This window comes from Citrobacter sp. HN-141 (genome assembly GCF_033341895.1).
Lineage (GTDB): Bacteria > Pseudomonadota > Gammaproteobacteria > Enterobacterales > Enterobacteriaceae > Citrobacter.
Genome location: NZ_JAWPBF010000013.1, coordinates 65,662 through 81,052, shown reverse-complemented (window position 1 = coordinate 81,052; position 15,391 = coordinate 65,662). Strand labels below are relative to the sequence as shown.

Below are 15,391 nucleotides of genomic sequence, written 5' to 3'. Positions count from 1 at the left end.
ACCCGCCGCTGATGTCATACCCAGGCCGGATACGCACGAACGCTATCCGGCTTGTTAATTTTATCGCCTTAACGATTCCCCCCGGTTTATTAAATGTTTATCCCCACAGCCACATAATCAGCGTTAAACTATTCGTACCAAGAATTTAGGGAGAAACAATGATGCGCGTACTGGTTGTTGAGGATAATGCATTATTACGCCACCATCTTAAGGTTCAGCTACAGGATTTAGGCCACCAGGTGGATGATGCAGAAGATGCAAAGGAAGCAGACTATTTTCTTAATGAACACCTGCCGGATATTGCGATCGTCGATTTAGGGCTCCCCGATGAAGACGGACTGTCACTGATCCGTCGCTGGCGCAGTAATGACGTTTCATTGCCCATTCTGGTATTAACCGCCCGTGAAGGCTGGCAGGACAAAGTGGAAGTGCTCAGCGCCGGTGCAGATGATTACGTCACAAAACCGTTTCACATTGAAGAAGTGGCAGCAAGAATGCAGGCACTGATGCGCCGCAATAGTGGTCTGGCCTCGCAGATAATCTCGCTGCCGCCATTTCAGGTGGATCTTTCTCGCCGCGAACTGTCCGTGAACGATGAAGTGATCAAACTCACGGCGTTCGAATACACCATTATGGAAACGCTGATCCGTAATAGCGGCAAAGTCGTTAGTAAAGATTCGCTTATGTTACAGCTCTACCCGGATGCTGAACTGCGAGAAAGTCACACCATTGATGTCTTAATGGGACGTCTGCGCAAAAAAATTCAGGCGCAATATCCGGATGATGTGATCACCACGGTACGTGGACAAGGTTATCTTTTTGAACTGCGCTGATGAATAAATTACTGCGTCATTTTTTCCCGTTATCACTGCGGCTGCGCTTTCTGCTGGCAACCGCAGGCGTTGTACTGGTCCTCTCGCTGGCTTACGGCATGGTGGCTTTGGTTGGCTACAGCGTCAGCTTTGATAAAACAACATTTCGTCTACTGCGTGGCGAAAGTAATCTGTTCTATACACTGGCCAAATGGGAAAATGGCAAAATCAATGTCGAGCTACCTGAAAATCTCGATATGCAAAGCCCCACAATGTCGCTGATTTATAATGAAAACGGCAAACTGCTCTGGGCCCAACGCGACGTCCCCTGGCTGGTACAACGTATTGAACCAGACTGGCTAAAGACAAATGGTTTTCATGAGATTGAAGCCAATGTCGACGCCACCAGCACATTGCTACGCGAAGATCATTCGGCGCAACAGAAGCTAAGAGAAGTCAGAGAAGATGACGATAACGCTGAAATGACCCACTCCGTGGCCGTAAACATCTACCCTGCCACCGCCAGAATGCCACAACTGACCATTGTGGTTGTTGATACCATTCCTATTGAGCTCAAACGCTCATATATGGTCTGGAGCTGGTTTATTTATGTGCTGGTTGCCAATTTGCTGTTGGTTATCCCGCTGCTGTGGGTTGCAGCCTGGTGGAGCCTGCGGCCTATCGAATCACTGGCGCGCGAAGTCCGTGAGCTTGAGGAGCATCATCGCGAGATGCTTAATCCTGCCACCACGCGCGAACTCACCAGCCTGGTGCGCAACCTCAACCGCTTATTAAAGAGCGAACGTGAGCGCTACGATAAATACCGCACCACGTTAACGGATCTCACCCACAGCCTGAAAACACCGTTGGCTGTATTGCAAAGCACGCTACGCTCGATGCGTAATGAGAAAATGAGCGTGAGCGATGCTGAACCCGTCATGCTGGAGCAAATTAGCCGTATTTCACAGCAAATTGGCTATTATCTGCATCGTGCCAGCATGCGCGGCAGTAGCGCCCTTCTCAGCCGGGAACTGCATCCGGTTGCACCGTTGCTGGATAAACTGACCTCTGCATTAAACAAGGTGTACCAGCGTAAAGGGGTTAACATTAATCTCGACATTTCACCTGAGACAAGCTTTGTGGGTGAACAGAACGATTTCGTCGAAGTGCTGGGCAACGTCCTGGATAACGCCTGTAAATATTGTCTGGAATTTGTCGAGATCTCAGCGCAATTAACGGAAGATCATCTGCACATTGTGGTAGAGGATGACGGCCCCGGTATTCCACGCAGTAAACGTGAAGTGGTGTTCGACCGTGGTCAGCGCGTGGATACCTTACGCCCCGGGCAAGGTGTGGGCCTGGCCGTCGCGCGTGAGATCACCGAGCAATATGACGGGCAGATTATCGCTGGCGACAGTCTGCTGGGCGGGGCGCGCATGGAAGTTATTTTCGGCCGCCAACATCCGGGACAAAAAGACGAGTAATCTTTATATGTAATAAATATGTACTGACTTCACGCTTGCGGTTAAGTATCCGTTATAATCGGTTGCAGATACCAGCCTGCGGGATGCTCATTATGGAATACCAACTCACTCTTAACTGGCCCGATTTTCTTGAACGCCACTGGCAAAAACGCCCGGTGGTCTTAAAACGCGGCTTTAACAACTTTATTGATCCACTCTCCCCTGACGAACTGGCTGGGCTGGCAATGGAAAGCGAAGTCGACAGCCGGTTGGTCAGCCACCAGGATGGCAAATGGCAGGTTAGCCACGGTCCTTTCGAAAGCTATGACCATCTTGGTGAAAGCAACTGGTCACTGCTGGTCCAGGCCGTAAACCACTGGCACGAACCTACCGCAGCGCTGATGCGACCATTCCGTGAATTGCCGGACTGGCGTATTGACGATTTGATGATCTCATTTTCTGTACCCGGCGGCGGCGTTGGCCCGCATCTGGATCAATATGATGTGTTCATCATCCAGGGAACCGGTCGCCGTCGCTGGCGTGTGGGTGAAAAACTGCCGTTGAAGCAGCATTGTCCGCACCCTGACCTGCTCCAGGTCGATCCGTTTGAAGCCATCATTGATGAAGAGCTGGAGCCAGGCGATATTCTGTATATTCCACCTGGATTCCCGCACGAAGGCTACGCGCTGGAAAACGCGATGAATTACTCGGTAGGTTTCCGCGCACCGAATACCCGGGAGCTGATCAGCGGATTTGCTGATTACGTTCTGCAACGCGAACTGGGTAGCACGTACTACAGCGATCCCGATCTGCCGCCGCGCGACCACCCGGCAGACGTGCTGCCACAGGAAATGGACAAGCTGCGCGAAATGATGCTGGGACTCATTAACCAGCCGGAGCATTTTAAACAGTGGTTTGGCGAGTTTATTTCTCAGTCGCGTCATGAACTGGACGTTGCTCCGCCTGAGCCACCTTATCAGCCTGACGAAATCTATGATGCCCTGAAGCAAGGCGATGTCCTGGTCCGTCTGGGCGGGTTGCGCGTACTGCGCATTGGCGATGACGTTTATGTAAATGGTGAGAGAATTGACTCCCCGCACCGTCCGGCGCTGGACGCGCTCGCCAGTCATATTGTGCTGACAGCGGAAAACTTTGAGGATGCGCTGGAAGATCCGTCTTTCCTCGCCATGCTTGCCGCACTGGTGAATAGCGGATACTGGTTCTTCGAGGGGTAACTTATTGAGAGTGCGCCGGATAAGCGAATCGCCATCCGGCATCTACCGGCAAAAGCGGCTACTGTTTCGCCGTCAGTTCCGCAATACGCACAATCACCTGCACGGCTTTTTCCATGCCTTCCAGTGTCACAAACTCATGCTTACCATGATAGTTATAGCCACCGGTGAACAGATTTGGGCAAGGTAATCCCATAAACGACAGTTGCGCACCGTCGGTGCCACCACGAATGGGTTTAAGATCCGGCTCAATGTCACAATCACGCATTGCCTGCTGGGCAATATCCAGCACATGCGGATGCTCGATCACTTTCTCGCGCATATTGTAGTAGCTGTCTTCAATCACCAGCTCGATATAGCAGTCCGGATGTAACCCTTTTCCGACCTTTTTGGCGATATCCATGATTTTGCGTTTACGCGCTTCAAACTGCTTACGGTCAAAATCGCGGATAATGTAGTGCATATCAGCCCGATCAACCGTACCTTTCATGCTTGCCAGATGGTAAAAACCTTCATAGCCTTCCGTCGCTTCCGGACTTTCATCGGCAGGAACTTCGGCATGGATGCGAGCCGCCAGCGACAGCGCGTTCACCATCACCCCTTTTGCCGTACCCGGATGCACATTGTTACCGACGATCTTGATATTGACCGACGCCGCGTTGAAGTTTTCAAACTCCAGTTCGCCCACGCCGCCACCGTCAACGGTGTAGGCCCACTTCGCGTCAAATGCTGCAACGTCGAAATGTTTCGCGCCTTTACCGACTTCTTCATCTGGCGTGAAGGCCACACGAATATCGCCGTGCGGAATATCTTTTTGTATCAATACGGCCAGAGCGGTCATAATTTCGGCAATACCGGCTTTATCATCCGCACCCAGCAACGTTTTGCCGTCTGTGGTGATCAGCGTCTGACCCAGAAGTTGATGTAGCACCGGGAACATCACCGGCGACAGAACCTCATCGCCAATACCGAGCGCAATATCACCGCCACGGTAATTTTCAACGATTTGCGGATTGACATTTTTGCCACTGAAATCCGGTGAGGTATCCACATGGGAAATAAAACCGATAGCGGGAATATCACCGGCAACGTTTGCGGGCAACGTTGCCATCAACGTCCCCTTGTCGCTCAAGGTAATATTGACCAGCCCCATCTCTTCGAGTTGCTGCTTAAGCAACTGCAATAACTTCCACTGTCCTTCAGTGCTGGGTACCTGCCGCACGCCCGATTTTGATTGGGTGTCCAGCGACACGTAGTGTAAAAAACGCTCAAGTAGTTTATCCATGCAGTCACCCTCACTTTTTGTGACAACATTATCAATAAGCAACAAAAGACAAATATTGCGTCAGGTCACTTTTATCCCCGCAAGTGAGAATATTTCGCCATGACACCCTTCTGAATATAAAGCTAAGTCAGTAATTCGCAACAAGGATTGGCGATTACCACGCTTTGCCGTAGAATAACGGCCCTCATTAAGAGTCATCAAGGTGGTTAACCACAAACCCCGCATCGGTCAGCCATCCGTTGCGTTTACATGGGACAGAGTAAAAAATTGAATAAACAACCGCGTTCGCTTTCTCCACTGGTGCAACTAGCGGGAATTCGCAAGAGTTTCGATGGCAAAGAGGTGATTTCCAACCTGGATTTGACCATCAATAATGGCGAATTTCTCACGCTACTTGGCCCCTCTGGCTGCGGTAAAACAACCGTTCTTCGCCTGATTGCCGGTCTGGAAACGGTTGATTCCGGTCATATTATGCTGGACAACCAGGACATCACTCACGTTCCTGCGGAAAACCGCTACGTGAATACCGTATTCCAAAGCTATGCCCTATTCCCCCACATGACCGTGTTTGAAAATGTGGCCTTTGGTTTACGCATGCAAAAAACCCCCGCAGCCGATATTCCTCCGCGCGTCACCGAAGCCCTGCGCATGGTGCAACTGGAAGAGTTCGCTCAGCGAAAACCGCATCAACTCTCCGGTGGCCAACAGCAGCGCGTGGCGATTGCCCGTGCGGTGGTCAATAAACCGCGTTTGCTTCTGCTGGATGAGTCTCTCTCTGCGCTGGACTATAAACTGCGTAAGCAGATGCAGAACGAACTGAAGGCGCTACAGCGTAAACTCGGTATCACTTTTGTTTTTGTCACCCACGATCAAGAAGAAGCGCTGACCATGTCAGACCGTATTGTGGTCATGCGTGATGGCAAAATTGAGCAGGATGGCACACCGCGAGAAATCTACGAAGAACCGAAGAATCTGTTCGTCGCCGGATTCATTGGTGAAATCAATATGTTTAACGCGACGGTCATTGAACGTCTGGACGAACAGCGTGTTCGTGCTAACGTTGAAGGTCGCGAGTGTAATATTTACGTGAACTTCGCGGTAGTTCCCGGACAGAAGCTACACGTACTGTTACGTCCGGAAGATCTGCGTGTTGACGAGATCAACGACGATAATCATATTGAAGGTCTTATCGGTTACGTGCGTGAACGTAACTATAAAGGCATGACGCTGGAGTCAGTTGTTGAACTGGAAAACGGCAAGATGGTAATGGTCAGCGAATTCTTCAACGAAGACGATCCTGACTTCGACCACTCGCTCGACCAGAAAATGGCGATTAACTGGGTAGAAAGCTGGGAGGTCGTACTGGCTGATGAAGAACACAAGTAAATTCCAGAGTGTGGTGATCGTCACCATTGTCGGTTGGCTTGTGTTGTTTGTCTTTCTGCCCAACCTGATGATCATCGGCACCAGCTTTTTGACCCGTGACGACGCTAATTTCGTCAAAATGGTCTTTACGCTGGAAAACTATGCTCGCCTGCTCGATCCGCTCTATTTTGAGGTGCTGGTTCACTCCCTCAATATGGCGCTGATTGCCACACTCGCCTGCCTGGTACTCGGCTATCCGTTTGCCTGGTTTTTGGTAAAGCTGCCGGAGAAAGTGCGTCCACTGCTGCTCTTCCTCCTGATTGTTCCGTTCTGGACCAACTCACTTATTCGCATCTACGGACTCAAAATTTTCCTCAGTACCAAAGGCTATCTCAACGAGTTTCTACTCTGGCTCGGCGTGATTGATACGCCCATTCGCATTATGTTTACCCCCAGCGCGGTCATTATTGGCCTGGTGTATATCCTGCTGCCATTTATGGTGATGCCGCTCTACTCCAGCATTGAGAAACTGGATAAACCGTTACTCGAAGCTGCGCGCGATCTGGGTGCCAGCAAACTTCAGACCTTTACCCGCATTATTATCCCGCTGACAATGCCGGGAATTATCGCCGGATGTTTGCTGGTTATGCTGCCAGCCATGGGGCTGTTTTACGTATCCGACCTGATGGGCGGCGCGAAAAACCTGCTGATTGGTAATGTGATTAAAGTGCAGTTCCTGAACATCCGCGACTGGCCGTTTGGCGCCGCCACCAGTATTACCCTGACCATCGTGATGGGGCTGATGCTGCTGATCTACTGGCGCGCTTCCCGCTTGCTGAACAAGAAGGTGGAACTCGAATGATCGGTCGACTGCTTCGCGGCGGTTTTATGACCGCTATCTACGCGTACCTGTACATTCCAATCATCATTTTGATTGTGAACTCCTTTAACAGCTCGCGCTTCGGCATTAACTGGCAAGGCTTTACCACCAAATGGTACGGCCTGCTGATGAACAACGACAGTTTGCTGCAGGCGGCACAGCACTCACTGACGATGGCCGTGCTCTCCGCGACCTTTGCCACACTGATCGGTTCACTGACTGCGGTCGCTCTGTATCGCTACCGTTTTCGCGGTAAACCGTTTGTCAGCGGCATGTTGTTTGTGGTGATGATGTCGCCGGATATCGTGATGGCAATTTCGCTGCTGGTGCTGTTTATGCTGATTGGCATTCAGTTGGGCTTCTGGTCGCTGCTGTTTTCGCATATTACCTTCTGTCTGCCTTTTGTGGTGGTGACGGTCTACTCACGTTTGAAAGGCTTCGACGTACGTATGCTTGAGGCAGCAAAAGACCTGGGTGCCAGTGAAGTGACTATTCTGCGCAAAATCATTCTGCCACTGGCCATGCCTGCGGTAGCTGCGGGTTGGTTGCTGAGCTTTACGCTGTCGATGGATGATGTCGTGGTTTCGTCCTTCGTCACCGGACCCGGCTATGAAATTCTGCCCTTAAAAATCTACTCAATGGTTAAAGTCGGCGTATCACCAGAAGTGAACGCACTGGCCACCATTTTGTTGGTTCTGTCGCTGGTTATGGTGATCGCCAGCCAGCTTATTGCTCGTGATAAAACCAAGGGCCGTTGAGGCCCTTCATTCAGGGGACGTTAAATGAAAAAATGGTCACGCCACCTGCTCGCGGCGGGTGCTCTGGCACTGGGCATGAGCGCCGCTCACGCTGATGATAACAACACGCTGTATTTCTATAACTGGACCGAGTACGTTCCGCCAGGGCTACTGGAACAGTTCACTAAAGAGACCGGGATCAAGGTTATCTATTCGACCTACGAGTCGAATGAGACCATGTACGCCAAGCTCAAAACCTACAAAGACGGTGCGTACGATCTGGTGGTGCCTTCCACCTATTACGTCGACAAAATGCGCAAAGAAGGCATGATCCAAAAGATCGATAAGTCGACGTTAACCAACTTCCACAATCTCGATCCGGAAATGCTCAATAAGCCGTTTGACCCGAACAACGACTACTCAATCCCGTATATCTGGGGGGCGACGGCCATTGGTATTAACAGTGATGCCATTGATCCCAAAACCGTGACCAGCTGGGCTGACCTGTGGAAACCGGAATACAAAGGCAGCCTGCTGTTAACGGATGATGCCCGCGAAGTATTCCAGATGGCGCTGCGCAAGCTGGGATACTCCGGGAATACCACCGACCCGAAAGAGATTGAAGCCGCATATAACGAGCTCAAGAAGCTAATGCCTAACGTTGCGGCATTCAACTCCGATAACCCGGCTAACCCATATATGGAAGGCGAAGTTAATCTGGGGATGGTGTGGAACGGTTCTGCGTTCGTGGCCCGTCAGGCGGGTACACCGCTGGAAGTCGTCTGGCCGAAAGAAGGAGGTATTTTCTGGATGGATAGCCTGTCTATTCCGGCAAATGCTAAAAACAAAGAAGGTGCGCTGAAGCTAATTAACTTCCTGCTGCGCCCGGATGTCGCGAAAGAAGTCGCGGAAACCATTGGTTACCCGACGCCAAACCTGGCGGCACGTAAGCTGTTAAGCCCGGAAGTGGCTAACGATAAAACGCTCTACCCGGATGCAGAAATCATCAATAAAGGGGAGTGGCAGAACGATGTTGGTTCCGCCAGCGCTATCTATGAAGAGTATTATCAGAAGCTGAAAGCAGGACGCTAATTGCCCTCCTCGTAGGCCGGATAGGACGCGTCCGCGTCGTATCCGGCGCATCATCACTGCCCGATGGCGCTGCGCTTATCGGGCCTACGCCATCCGTGCTTACAGCCCTTTCAATAACTTCTCAACAAACTCAGGCACCACCTGGCTTGCCGGGCCGTAATACTTCTCTTCGAACTCGCTACCTACCTGGCTTGGCTCAAGATTTAACTCCACCGTATGCGCTCCATGCAGACGCGCTTCGTGGACAAAACCCGCAGCCGGATAAACATGTCCTGACGTGCCAATGGCAATGAAAACATCTGCCATCGCCAGTGCCATATAAATTTCATCCATGCCCAGAGGCATTTCACCAAACCAGACAACGTGCGGTCGCAGCGGCGCTGGGAACTGGCAGCAATGGCATTTGTCTTCCGGCGTGACGTCCCCTGTCCAGTCTAAAATCTGCCCGCTTTGCGAACAGCGAACCTTAAGGAGCTCACCGTGCATATGGATAACGTTCTGACTTCCCGCACGTTCGTGCAGATTATCGATATTTTGCGTTACCAGTAGAAAGCGATCACCCAGCTCGGCTTCGAGCTTTGCCAACGCAATATGCGCCGCGTTTGGCTGAATTTCGGGCTGCTGCAACTGGTGACGACGGGCGTTATAAAACGACTGAACCAGTCCAGGATTACGGCTAAATCCTTCCGGCGTTGCCACATCCTCAACCCGATGTTCTTCCCAAAGACCATCCGCTGCACGGAAAGTACGAATCCCTGATTCAGCGGAAATCCCCGCGCCAGTCAGGACTAACACCCTTGGTTTTTCCACCAGTTCAGGCACCACTCTGTCTCTGAAAAAGATCCGTTGACGCAGGCGATCGCGCAAATGGCGTTTATTTTTACGAAAACGGCTTAATCGATGACCCCGACGCGACAGCATAACAACCTCTTTGTATTAATCGGTAAGATGTAGGAAAGCGGCTCCGCGCATCCCACCCGCATCACCGTGTCGTGCCTGCTCAATACGCGGCACACGGGCAACGGGCAGCAAATGACGTGGCAGTCGATCCGCCAGTTGCGTCGTAATAGCGGTAAAGTTCGACAAGCCACCGCCAATCACCACTAAATCTGGATCGACGATAGTCAGGATATTCCCCAGGCAAACGGCCAGCAAATCCAGATAACGCTCTACATGCGCACGCGCATGCTCATCGCCTTGCTCCCAGAGAGTGATTATTTCACGGGCATCCAGAGGTTGATGGTAGTAATGCTGGTACAACCATGCAAATCCGCCACCGGAAAGATAGCTTTCGATGCAACCCAGTTGGCCACATCCGCAGCGACGCAGTGGGAAATCAAATCCCATCAGCGTCAACGCATCAACAGGCAAACGGATATGACCGAACTCGCCGGTAATATAGCTACGTCCGGTGATAGACTTTCCGTTAAGCACCAGACCGCCGCCGACACCGGTGCCGAGGATTAAGCCCATCACTAACGGATACTGGGTGAACTCATCGTCCCAGGCTTCGGAGAGTGCAAAACAGTTGGCATCATTATCCAGACGCACATCGCGATCCAATCGTACGCTGAGATCGGCCCGCAGCGGTTTGCCACTGGCGGCAGGAACGTTAGCCGCATACAGCGTGCCGTCTTCGGTCTCGGGCATGCCCGGAATACCAATCCCTACTGAACCCTTAACGCCAAAGCGCTGGTCCGCCTCTGTCACCAGAGCGCACACCGCATCAAGGAAAGCGTCATAGCTGTCGCGTGGCGTAGGGACACGTTTCTCCCACTGCAAACGACGATGATTATCGAAGACGCCTAACGCAATTTTTGTTCCGCCAATGTCAAACCCGTAATACATCACCGCTCCTTGATACACGTCTTCCTTCAGGCTGCCTCTGCGTTGGCTGCACCCTTACACCCCGTCACATCGTTGTTTATGCGTCTGGTGATTTTCGGGCTTGCCGCCTTGAGACAGCATGAATGCCTTAGTGTATATCTTGTTGTTATTGGCCGCTAAGTACTCTCGCAGGGTCAATATTGCTGGCGCGACGCGCCGGATACCAACTTGCCAAAAGACTCAGCAACAATGCTGTCACCAACACATAAATCACATCCAGCCAGTGCAATTCAGATGGCAGGAAGTCAATAAAATAAATATCGCCCGAAAGGAATTGATGGCCGATAAGCGCCTCAATACCATTGATGATCGGTGTGAGTTGCAGAGAAACAACAACACCAATAACCACACCTATCAGGCTACCGAACAGACCCGCCAGCAGTCCATACCAGACGAAGATAGCGCGGATCAAACCATCTTTTGCCCCCAGCGTTCTTAATACCGCAATATCACCGCTCTTGTCTTTTACCGCCATCACTAACGTTGAAACGATATTGAAACAGGCAACGCCAATCACCAGCACCATGGCCAGATACATAATGGCGCGAATCATCTGGATATCGCGATACATATAGCCGTACGTACCGATCCAGCTCTTAATATAGACATAGTTGTTGGTCACTTCACCGGCGTCTCTGACCAACTTATTGGCGTTAAAGACATCATTGACCTTCAGGGCAATCCCGGAAACGCTGGAGCCCATATCCAGGTACTGCTGCGCGTCTTCCATTGGGATCATGGCGAAGCTGTGATCGAGCTGACCGCTCAGTTGCAAAATACCGGTAACGTGCAAACGCACACGTTTAGGCTGCTGTAGCTTGTGATCGGCGCTGGCATTGGGGATCATAATCGACACCCAGTCCCCCTGCTTCACCTTCAGCGCGTCAGCAATCCCTTTGCCAATGATTATCTGCTGCTCACCGGCTTTGAAATTATCCCAGGCATGGTTTTGCACAAATGACGGTAGCGCGCTTAAACGCTGCTCCTGCTGCGGATCCACGCCTTTTACCTGCACAGCGCGCAAGTTCGCCCCACTCTCCACCAGCCCGGTGAAATTGATATACGGCGCTGCCGCGACAATACCCGGTACCTTCTGCACGCTGGCCAGCGCGTCCTGCCAGTTATTCCACGGCTGGTTCACCGCTTCTATCTCACCGTGCGGCACGACCGCCAGAATGCGGTTGTTCAACTCGCGCTCAAAACCGTTCATGGCGCTCAAACCGACAATCAATACCGCCACACCTAATGCAATACCGATGGTGGAGATGACGGAAATCAGCGAAACCATCCCGCCGCGCCGCCGACCACGGCTAAAACGTAACCCAATCAATAACGATAAAGGCGAAGCCATTACTCTGCTCCCATCAGGCTCAGTTCGGCCGTCAGGCGACCATCGCGCATTTCAAGCTGGCGGCTCATGCGCTTCGCCAGTTGCAGATCGTGCGTCACAACCAGAAATGCTGTGCCCTGAGAACGATTCAGCTCACCCAGAAGCTCAAAAATACTGTCCGCGTTACGCGCATCAAGGTTACCTGTTGGCTCATCCGCCAACACCAGACGCGGGTTATTCACCAGCGCACGGGCAATCGCTACACGTTGACGCTCGCCGCCTGAGAGTTCAGACGGGCGGTGGCTGGCACGGTGATCCAGCCCAACCGCTTTCAGCATGTCACGTGCGCGCTCGGTAATTTCAGCCGGCTTCTTCTTGCCAATTAGTAGCGGCATCGCCACGTTTTCCAGCGCAGTAAAGTCTGGCAACAAATGGTGGAACTGGTAAATAAACCCGAGCTTCTGATTACGCAGTTCCGCTTTTGCCGCTGATGAGAGTTTGCTCATCGGCTGACCGCTAAAAATGACGTCGCCGGAAGTCGGTGTATCCAGCCCGCCGAGCAGATGAAGCAATGTACTTTTGCCGGAGCCTGAGCTGCCGACAATCGCCATCATCTCACCCTCGCCGACGCAAAAACTGACATCGTGCAGCACATCAGTCTGCACCGTGCCTTCCTGATAGCGTTTGCACAGGTTGTCGCATTGCAACAGGATCTTATTCATAACGTAAAGCCTCAGCGGGTTGGGTGGCGGCAGCGCGCCAGGAAGGATAAAGCGTAGATAGCAGCGCGATGGCCATCGCCACCAGCGCAATGACGATCACCTGCAACGGCTCAATAGCGACAGGCAACGCGGCGCCGTCCAGCAGCACGCCGATAATCGGCATCAGGTTGTTCAGTTGGCTGGCAAGCAACGCGCCCAGCACGGCCCCCAGCAGCGCGCCGATAATCCCGGCACTGGCCCCCTGAACCATAAACACCATCATTATTTGCCGCGGCGTGAGCCCCTGCGTTTGTAAAATCGCCACTTCCCCCTGCTTCTCCATTACCATCAGACCCAGCGAGGTAATAATATTAAACGCCGCTACCGCCACGATCAGGCTCAGCAACAGCCCCATCATGTTTTTTTCCATCCGCACAGCCTGGAACAGCTCGCCTTTACGCTCGCGCCAGTCCTGCCATTTGGTGCCTTGCGGCAACGTTTGTTGACTCAGCGTATCAACCTTGAGCGGTTCATTCAGCCACAGACGCCAGCCGGTGATATTGCCTGCCGGATAACGCATCAGACGTGACGCATCCTGGATGTTGGTCAACATCTGATAACCATCGACTTCACTATTGGCGGCAAAGGTGCCAATCACCGTAAACAGACGCTGGCTCGGCAGGCGTCCCATTGGCGTAAACTGACTGGCAGAAGGCACCATCACGCGAATTTGATCGCCGCGGTTCACACCTAACTGTCCGGCAAGCTGCTCACCGAGGATGACATTATACTTACCCGGTTCGAGATCTGTTTGCTTCACATTGACCAGATACGGCGTTAACGGATCTTTTTGCGCCGGGTCGATGCCCAGCATCACCCCGACCGCCACGCTACGCGCACTCTGCAGGACCACATCGCCCGTTGTCAGCGGCGCAACGCGGTTGACGCCGTTCAATACCACGGCTTTTTCCGGCAACTGCTGTGGGTTAAGAGAGCCTTGCTCAGCCGAGAGAATAGCCTGAGGCATCAGACCAAGGATGTTATTTTGCAGCTCGCGTTCGAAACCGTTCATCACCGACAATACCGTGACCAGCGCCATTACCCCAAGAGTAATGCCAATGGTAGAGAGCCAGGAAACGAAACGACCGAAGCGATCTGCTGCACGCCCACGCATATAACGCAGGCCAATGAATAGAGCGACAGGTTGGTACATGAAATCCGTCTGGTTGCTGTTAGCAAAGTCACGAGTATATAAGCGAAAGCGGGATGGGTAAATGACTGAACCGTAAGTGTTCGTCAGCATTGTTCTGAAAAGTATAACCAAATCAATTCGCTAAAGTTTCCACTTTCCCCTCATCCTTTGTTCCTGATCTTTATCCTAAAAAAATAAAAAGCAGACGGTTACGCATTACAGCGGAGGCAGGGTTTTGCAGGATGGCAGGCTATCTCACACAATATGGATACGCCACCGCAATGAATAAAAAAGAGTTATGGATTAATCAAATCAAAGGGTTATGTATCTGCCTGGTGGTCATTTACCACTCGGTCATTACCTTTTATCCCCACCTTACCGCCTTTCAACATCCACTCTCACAGGTGCTAACCAAATGCTGGATCTACCTCAATCTGTATCTGGCACCGTTTCGCATGCCTGTCTTTTTCTTTATTTCGGGCTATCTGATCCGCCGCTACATTGCAAACGTCCCGTGGACAACCTGTGTAGACAAACGCATCTGGAGTATTGCCTGGGTACTGGTGCTGTGGGGAATCGTGCAATGGCTGACGTTAACCGCGCTCAATAGCTGGCTGGCCCCGCAACGCGACCTGAGCCATGCGGCCAATGCAGCCTATGCCGGTTCGCTGGGAGACTTTACCCAGGGAATGCTCACAGCCAGTACCAGTCTGTGGTATCTGTATGCGCTGATTGTCTATTTTATCCTGTGTAAGATCTTCAGCCACTGGGCATTGCCGCTACTGATGCTGTTTGCGTTGCTGAGTGTGGCCATCAACTTTTTCCCGACCCCATGGTGGGGGCTGAACAGCGTAATACGTAATTTGCCCTGGTATAGTCTCGGCGCCTGGTTTGGCGCAACGCTGATGATGTGGATCAAAGACGTTCCCCTGCGCCGTCACGCGGTCATCGTGACAGTGAGTGCACTGGTGGCTGTCATCGCCTGGCGGGCAAATATTTCGCTATTACTCTCATTTGTTTCCATCGTACTCATCATGAAGTTGTTTTATCAATTTGAACAACGTTTTGGCATGAGTGCATCCAGTCCATTAAGCGTGATAGGTTCCAATACTATCGCCATCTACACCACCCACCGAATTCTGGTGGAACTGATAAGTTTAACGCTGCTTCCTAAACTCAATCATACCGTCTGGTCCGCAAACGTAGAGCTGGCCCTGCTACTGGTGTACCCGTTCGCCTGCTTACTGTTGTGTACGCTGGTCGGACTAATGGTACGAAAAATTTCACAAAAAACCGTTGCCGACCTGCTTTTCTCCCCGCCGTCTTTCTCCACCGTTTCCCGCTAAACCTTACGCGCTTTTTGCCCCCATCCGGGGGCGAATCAATTTGCTTATGAGGGACGATCACGGATAATA

At 51.9% G+C, this 15,391-nt stretch carries 14 protein-coding genes; 8 read left to right on the top strand and 6 right to left on the bottom strand.

Annotation, left to right across the window (positions count from 1 at the left end; translation table 11 throughout):
- Window positions 1-161 precede the first annotated feature (161 nt).
- The 3 genes from phoP (at window position 162) to roxA (ending at window position 3,510) form a co-directional block, all read left to right on the top strand.
- On the top strand, window positions 162-833 hold the full coding sequence (phoP, locus tag RYZ59_RS16540) for a two-component system response regulator PhoP (RefSeq protein WP_137382962.1): 672 nt from the start codon (window positions 162-164) through the stop codon (window positions 831-833).
- Window positions 833-2,296, top strand: a complete 1,464-nt coding sequence (phoQ, locus tag RYZ59_RS16535; protein ID WP_318049499.1) for a two-component system sensor histidine kinase PhoQ — start codon at window positions 833-835, stop codon at window positions 2,294-2,296. The genes phoP and phoQ overlap by 1 nt, the downstream gene beginning before the upstream one ends.
- A 92-nt stretch (window positions 2,297-2,388) precedes the next feature.
- On the top strand, window positions 2,389-3,510 hold the full coding sequence (gene roxA / locus RYZ59_RS16530) for a [50S ribosomal protein L16]-arginine 3-hydroxylase (protein WP_318049502.1): 1,122 nt from the start codon (window positions 2,389-2,391) through the stop codon (window positions 3,508-3,510).
- A gap of 58 nt (window positions 3,511-3,568) precedes the next feature.
- Here the strand turns inward: roxA and pepT are convergent, their stop codons facing one another.
- Complete coding sequence (gene pepT / locus RYZ59_RS16525) at window positions 3,569-4,792, bottom strand: peptidase T (RefSeq protein ID WP_318049503.1); 1,224 nt, start codon at window positions 4,790-4,792, stop codon at window positions 3,569-3,571.
- 249 nt (window positions 4,793-5,041) lie between these two features.
- Between pepT and potA the strand changes: the two genes are divergently transcribed.
- The 4 genes from potA to potD are packed head-to-tail and all read left to right on the top strand — an operon-like array spanning window position 5,042 to window position 8,866.
- Window positions 5,042-6,178 (top strand): spermidine/putrescine ABC transporter ATP-binding protein PotA, encoded by a 1,137-nt coding sequence (gene potA / locus RYZ59_RS16520; RefSeq protein WP_202038886.1) that lies wholly within the window; start codon window positions 5,042-5,044, stop codon window positions 6,176-6,178.
- On the top strand, window positions 6,162-7,019 hold the full coding sequence (potB, locus tag RYZ59_RS16515) for a spermidine/putrescine ABC transporter permease PotB (protein ID WP_137382944.1): 858 nt from the start codon (window positions 6,162-6,164) through the stop codon (window positions 7,017-7,019). The genes potA and potB overlap by 17 nt, the downstream gene beginning before the upstream one ends.
- On the top strand, window positions 7,016-7,795 hold the full coding sequence (potC, locus tag RYZ59_RS16510; RefSeq protein ID WP_003030794.1) for a spermidine/putrescine ABC transporter permease PotC: 780 nt from the start codon (window positions 7,016-7,018) through the stop codon (window positions 7,793-7,795). The genes potB and potC overlap by 4 nt, the downstream gene beginning before the upstream one ends.
- 24 nt (window positions 7,796-7,819) lie before the next feature.
- A complete protein-coding gene (gene potD / locus RYZ59_RS16505) occupies window positions 7,820-8,866 on the top strand; it encodes a spermidine/putrescine ABC transporter substrate-binding protein PotD (protein WP_202038887.1) in 1,047 nt (348 codons plus the stop codon).
- Window positions 8,867-8,965: 99 nt separating this feature from the next.
- Here the strand turns inward: potD and cobB are convergent, their stop codons facing one another.
- From cobB to lolC, 5 genes are all read right to left on the bottom strand, one after another.
- Complete coding sequence (gene cobB, locus RYZ59_RS16500) at window positions 8,966-9,787, bottom strand: Sir2 family NAD+-dependent deacetylase (protein WP_040231971.1); 822 nt, start codon at window positions 9,785-9,787, stop codon at window positions 8,966-8,968.
- Between the two features lie 15 nt (window positions 9,788-9,802).
- Entirely contained in the window at window positions 9,803-10,714 is a 912-nt protein-coding gene (nagK, locus tag RYZ59_RS16495; protein WP_202038888.1) for an N-acetylglucosamine kinase, read from the bottom strand.
- Window positions 10,715-10,859: 145 nt separating this feature from the next.
- Entirely contained in the window at window positions 10,860-12,104 is a 1,245-nt protein-coding gene (lolE, locus tag RYZ59_RS16490) for a lipoprotein-releasing ABC transporter permease subunit LolE (RefSeq protein ID WP_137382947.1), read from the bottom strand.
- A complete protein-coding gene (lolD, locus tag RYZ59_RS16485) occupies window positions 12,104-12,805 on the bottom strand; it encodes a lipoprotein-releasing ABC transporter ATP-binding protein LolD (RefSeq protein ID WP_003832278.1) in 702 nt (233 codons plus the stop codon). The genes lolE and lolD overlap by 1 nt, the downstream gene beginning before the upstream one ends.
- Window positions 12,798-13,997 carry a lipoprotein-releasing ABC transporter permease subunit LolC gene (lolC, locus tag RYZ59_RS16480; RefSeq protein ID WP_137382949.1) on the bottom strand — a complete coding sequence of 400 codons (1,200 nt, stop codon included), beginning with the start codon at window positions 13,995-13,997 and terminating at the stop codon, window positions 12,798-12,800. Before lolC ends, lolD begins: the two co-directional genes overlap by 8 nt.
- A gap of 260 nt (window positions 13,998-14,257) precedes the next feature.
- Here lolC and RYZ59_RS16475 point away from each other — a divergent pair, with 260 nt between their 5' ends.
- A complete protein-coding gene (locus RYZ59_RS16475) occupies window positions 14,258-15,322 on the top strand; it encodes an acyltransferase family protein (protein WP_318049514.1) in 1,065 nt (354 codons plus the stop codon).
- The last annotated feature ends 69 nt before the right edge of the window (window positions 15,323-15,391 follow it).

What these genes read in the sequence shown, in the direction of transcription:
- potC (WP_003030794.1), top strand. Translation starts at nt 7,016, where the DNA reads ATGATCGGTCGACTGCTTCGCGGCGGTTTTATGACCGCTATCTACGCG.
- potA (WP_202038886.1), top strand. Translation starts at nt 5,042, where the DNA reads ATGGGACAGAGTAAAAAATTGAATAAACAACCGCGTTCGCTTTCTCCA.
- pepT (WP_318049503.1), bottom strand. Translation starts at nt 4,792, where the DNA reads ATGGATAAACTACTTGAGCGTTTTTTACACTACGTGTCGCTGGACACC.
- potD (WP_202038887.1), top strand. Translation starts at nt 7,820, where the DNA reads ATGAAAAAATGGTCACGCCACCTGCTCGCGGCGGGTGCTCTGGCACTG.
- potB (WP_137382944.1), top strand. Translation starts at nt 6,162, where the DNA reads ATGAAGAACACAAGTAAATTCCAGAGTGTGGTGATCGTCACCATTGTC.
- cobB (WP_040231971.1), bottom strand. Translation starts at nt 9,787, where the DNA reads ATGCTGTCGCGTCGGGGTCATCGATTAAGCCGTTTTCGTAAAAATAAA.
- phoP (WP_137382962.1), top strand. Translation starts at nt 162, where the DNA reads ATGCGCGTACTGGTTGTTGAGGATAATGCATTATTACGCCACCATCTT.
- lolE (WP_137382947.1), bottom strand. Translation starts at nt 12,104, where the DNA reads ATGGCTTCGCCTTTATCGTTATTGATTGGGTTACGTTTTAGCCGTGGT.
- roxA (WP_318049502.1), top strand. Translation starts at nt 2,389, where the DNA reads ATGGAATACCAACTCACTCTTAACTGGCCCGATTTTCTTGAACGCCAC.
- phoQ (WP_318049499.1), top strand. Translation starts at nt 833, where the DNA reads ATGAATAAATTACTGCGTCATTTTTTCCCGTTATCACTGCGGCTGCGC.
- lolD (WP_003832278.1), bottom strand. Translation starts at nt 12,805, where the DNA reads ATGAATAAGATCCTGTTGCAATGCGACAACCTGTGCAAACGCTATCAG.
- RYZ59_RS16475 (WP_318049514.1), top strand. Translation starts at nt 14,258, where the DNA reads ATGAATAAAAAAGAGTTATGGATTAATCAAATCAAAGGGTTATGTATC.
- lolC (WP_137382949.1), bottom strand. Translation starts at nt 13,997, where the DNA reads ATGTACCAACCTGTCGCTCTATTCATTGGCCTGCGTTATATGCGTGGG.
- nagK (WP_202038888.1), bottom strand. Translation starts at nt 10,714, where the DNA reads ATGTATTACGGGTTTGACATTGGCGGAACAAAAATTGCGTTAGGCGTC.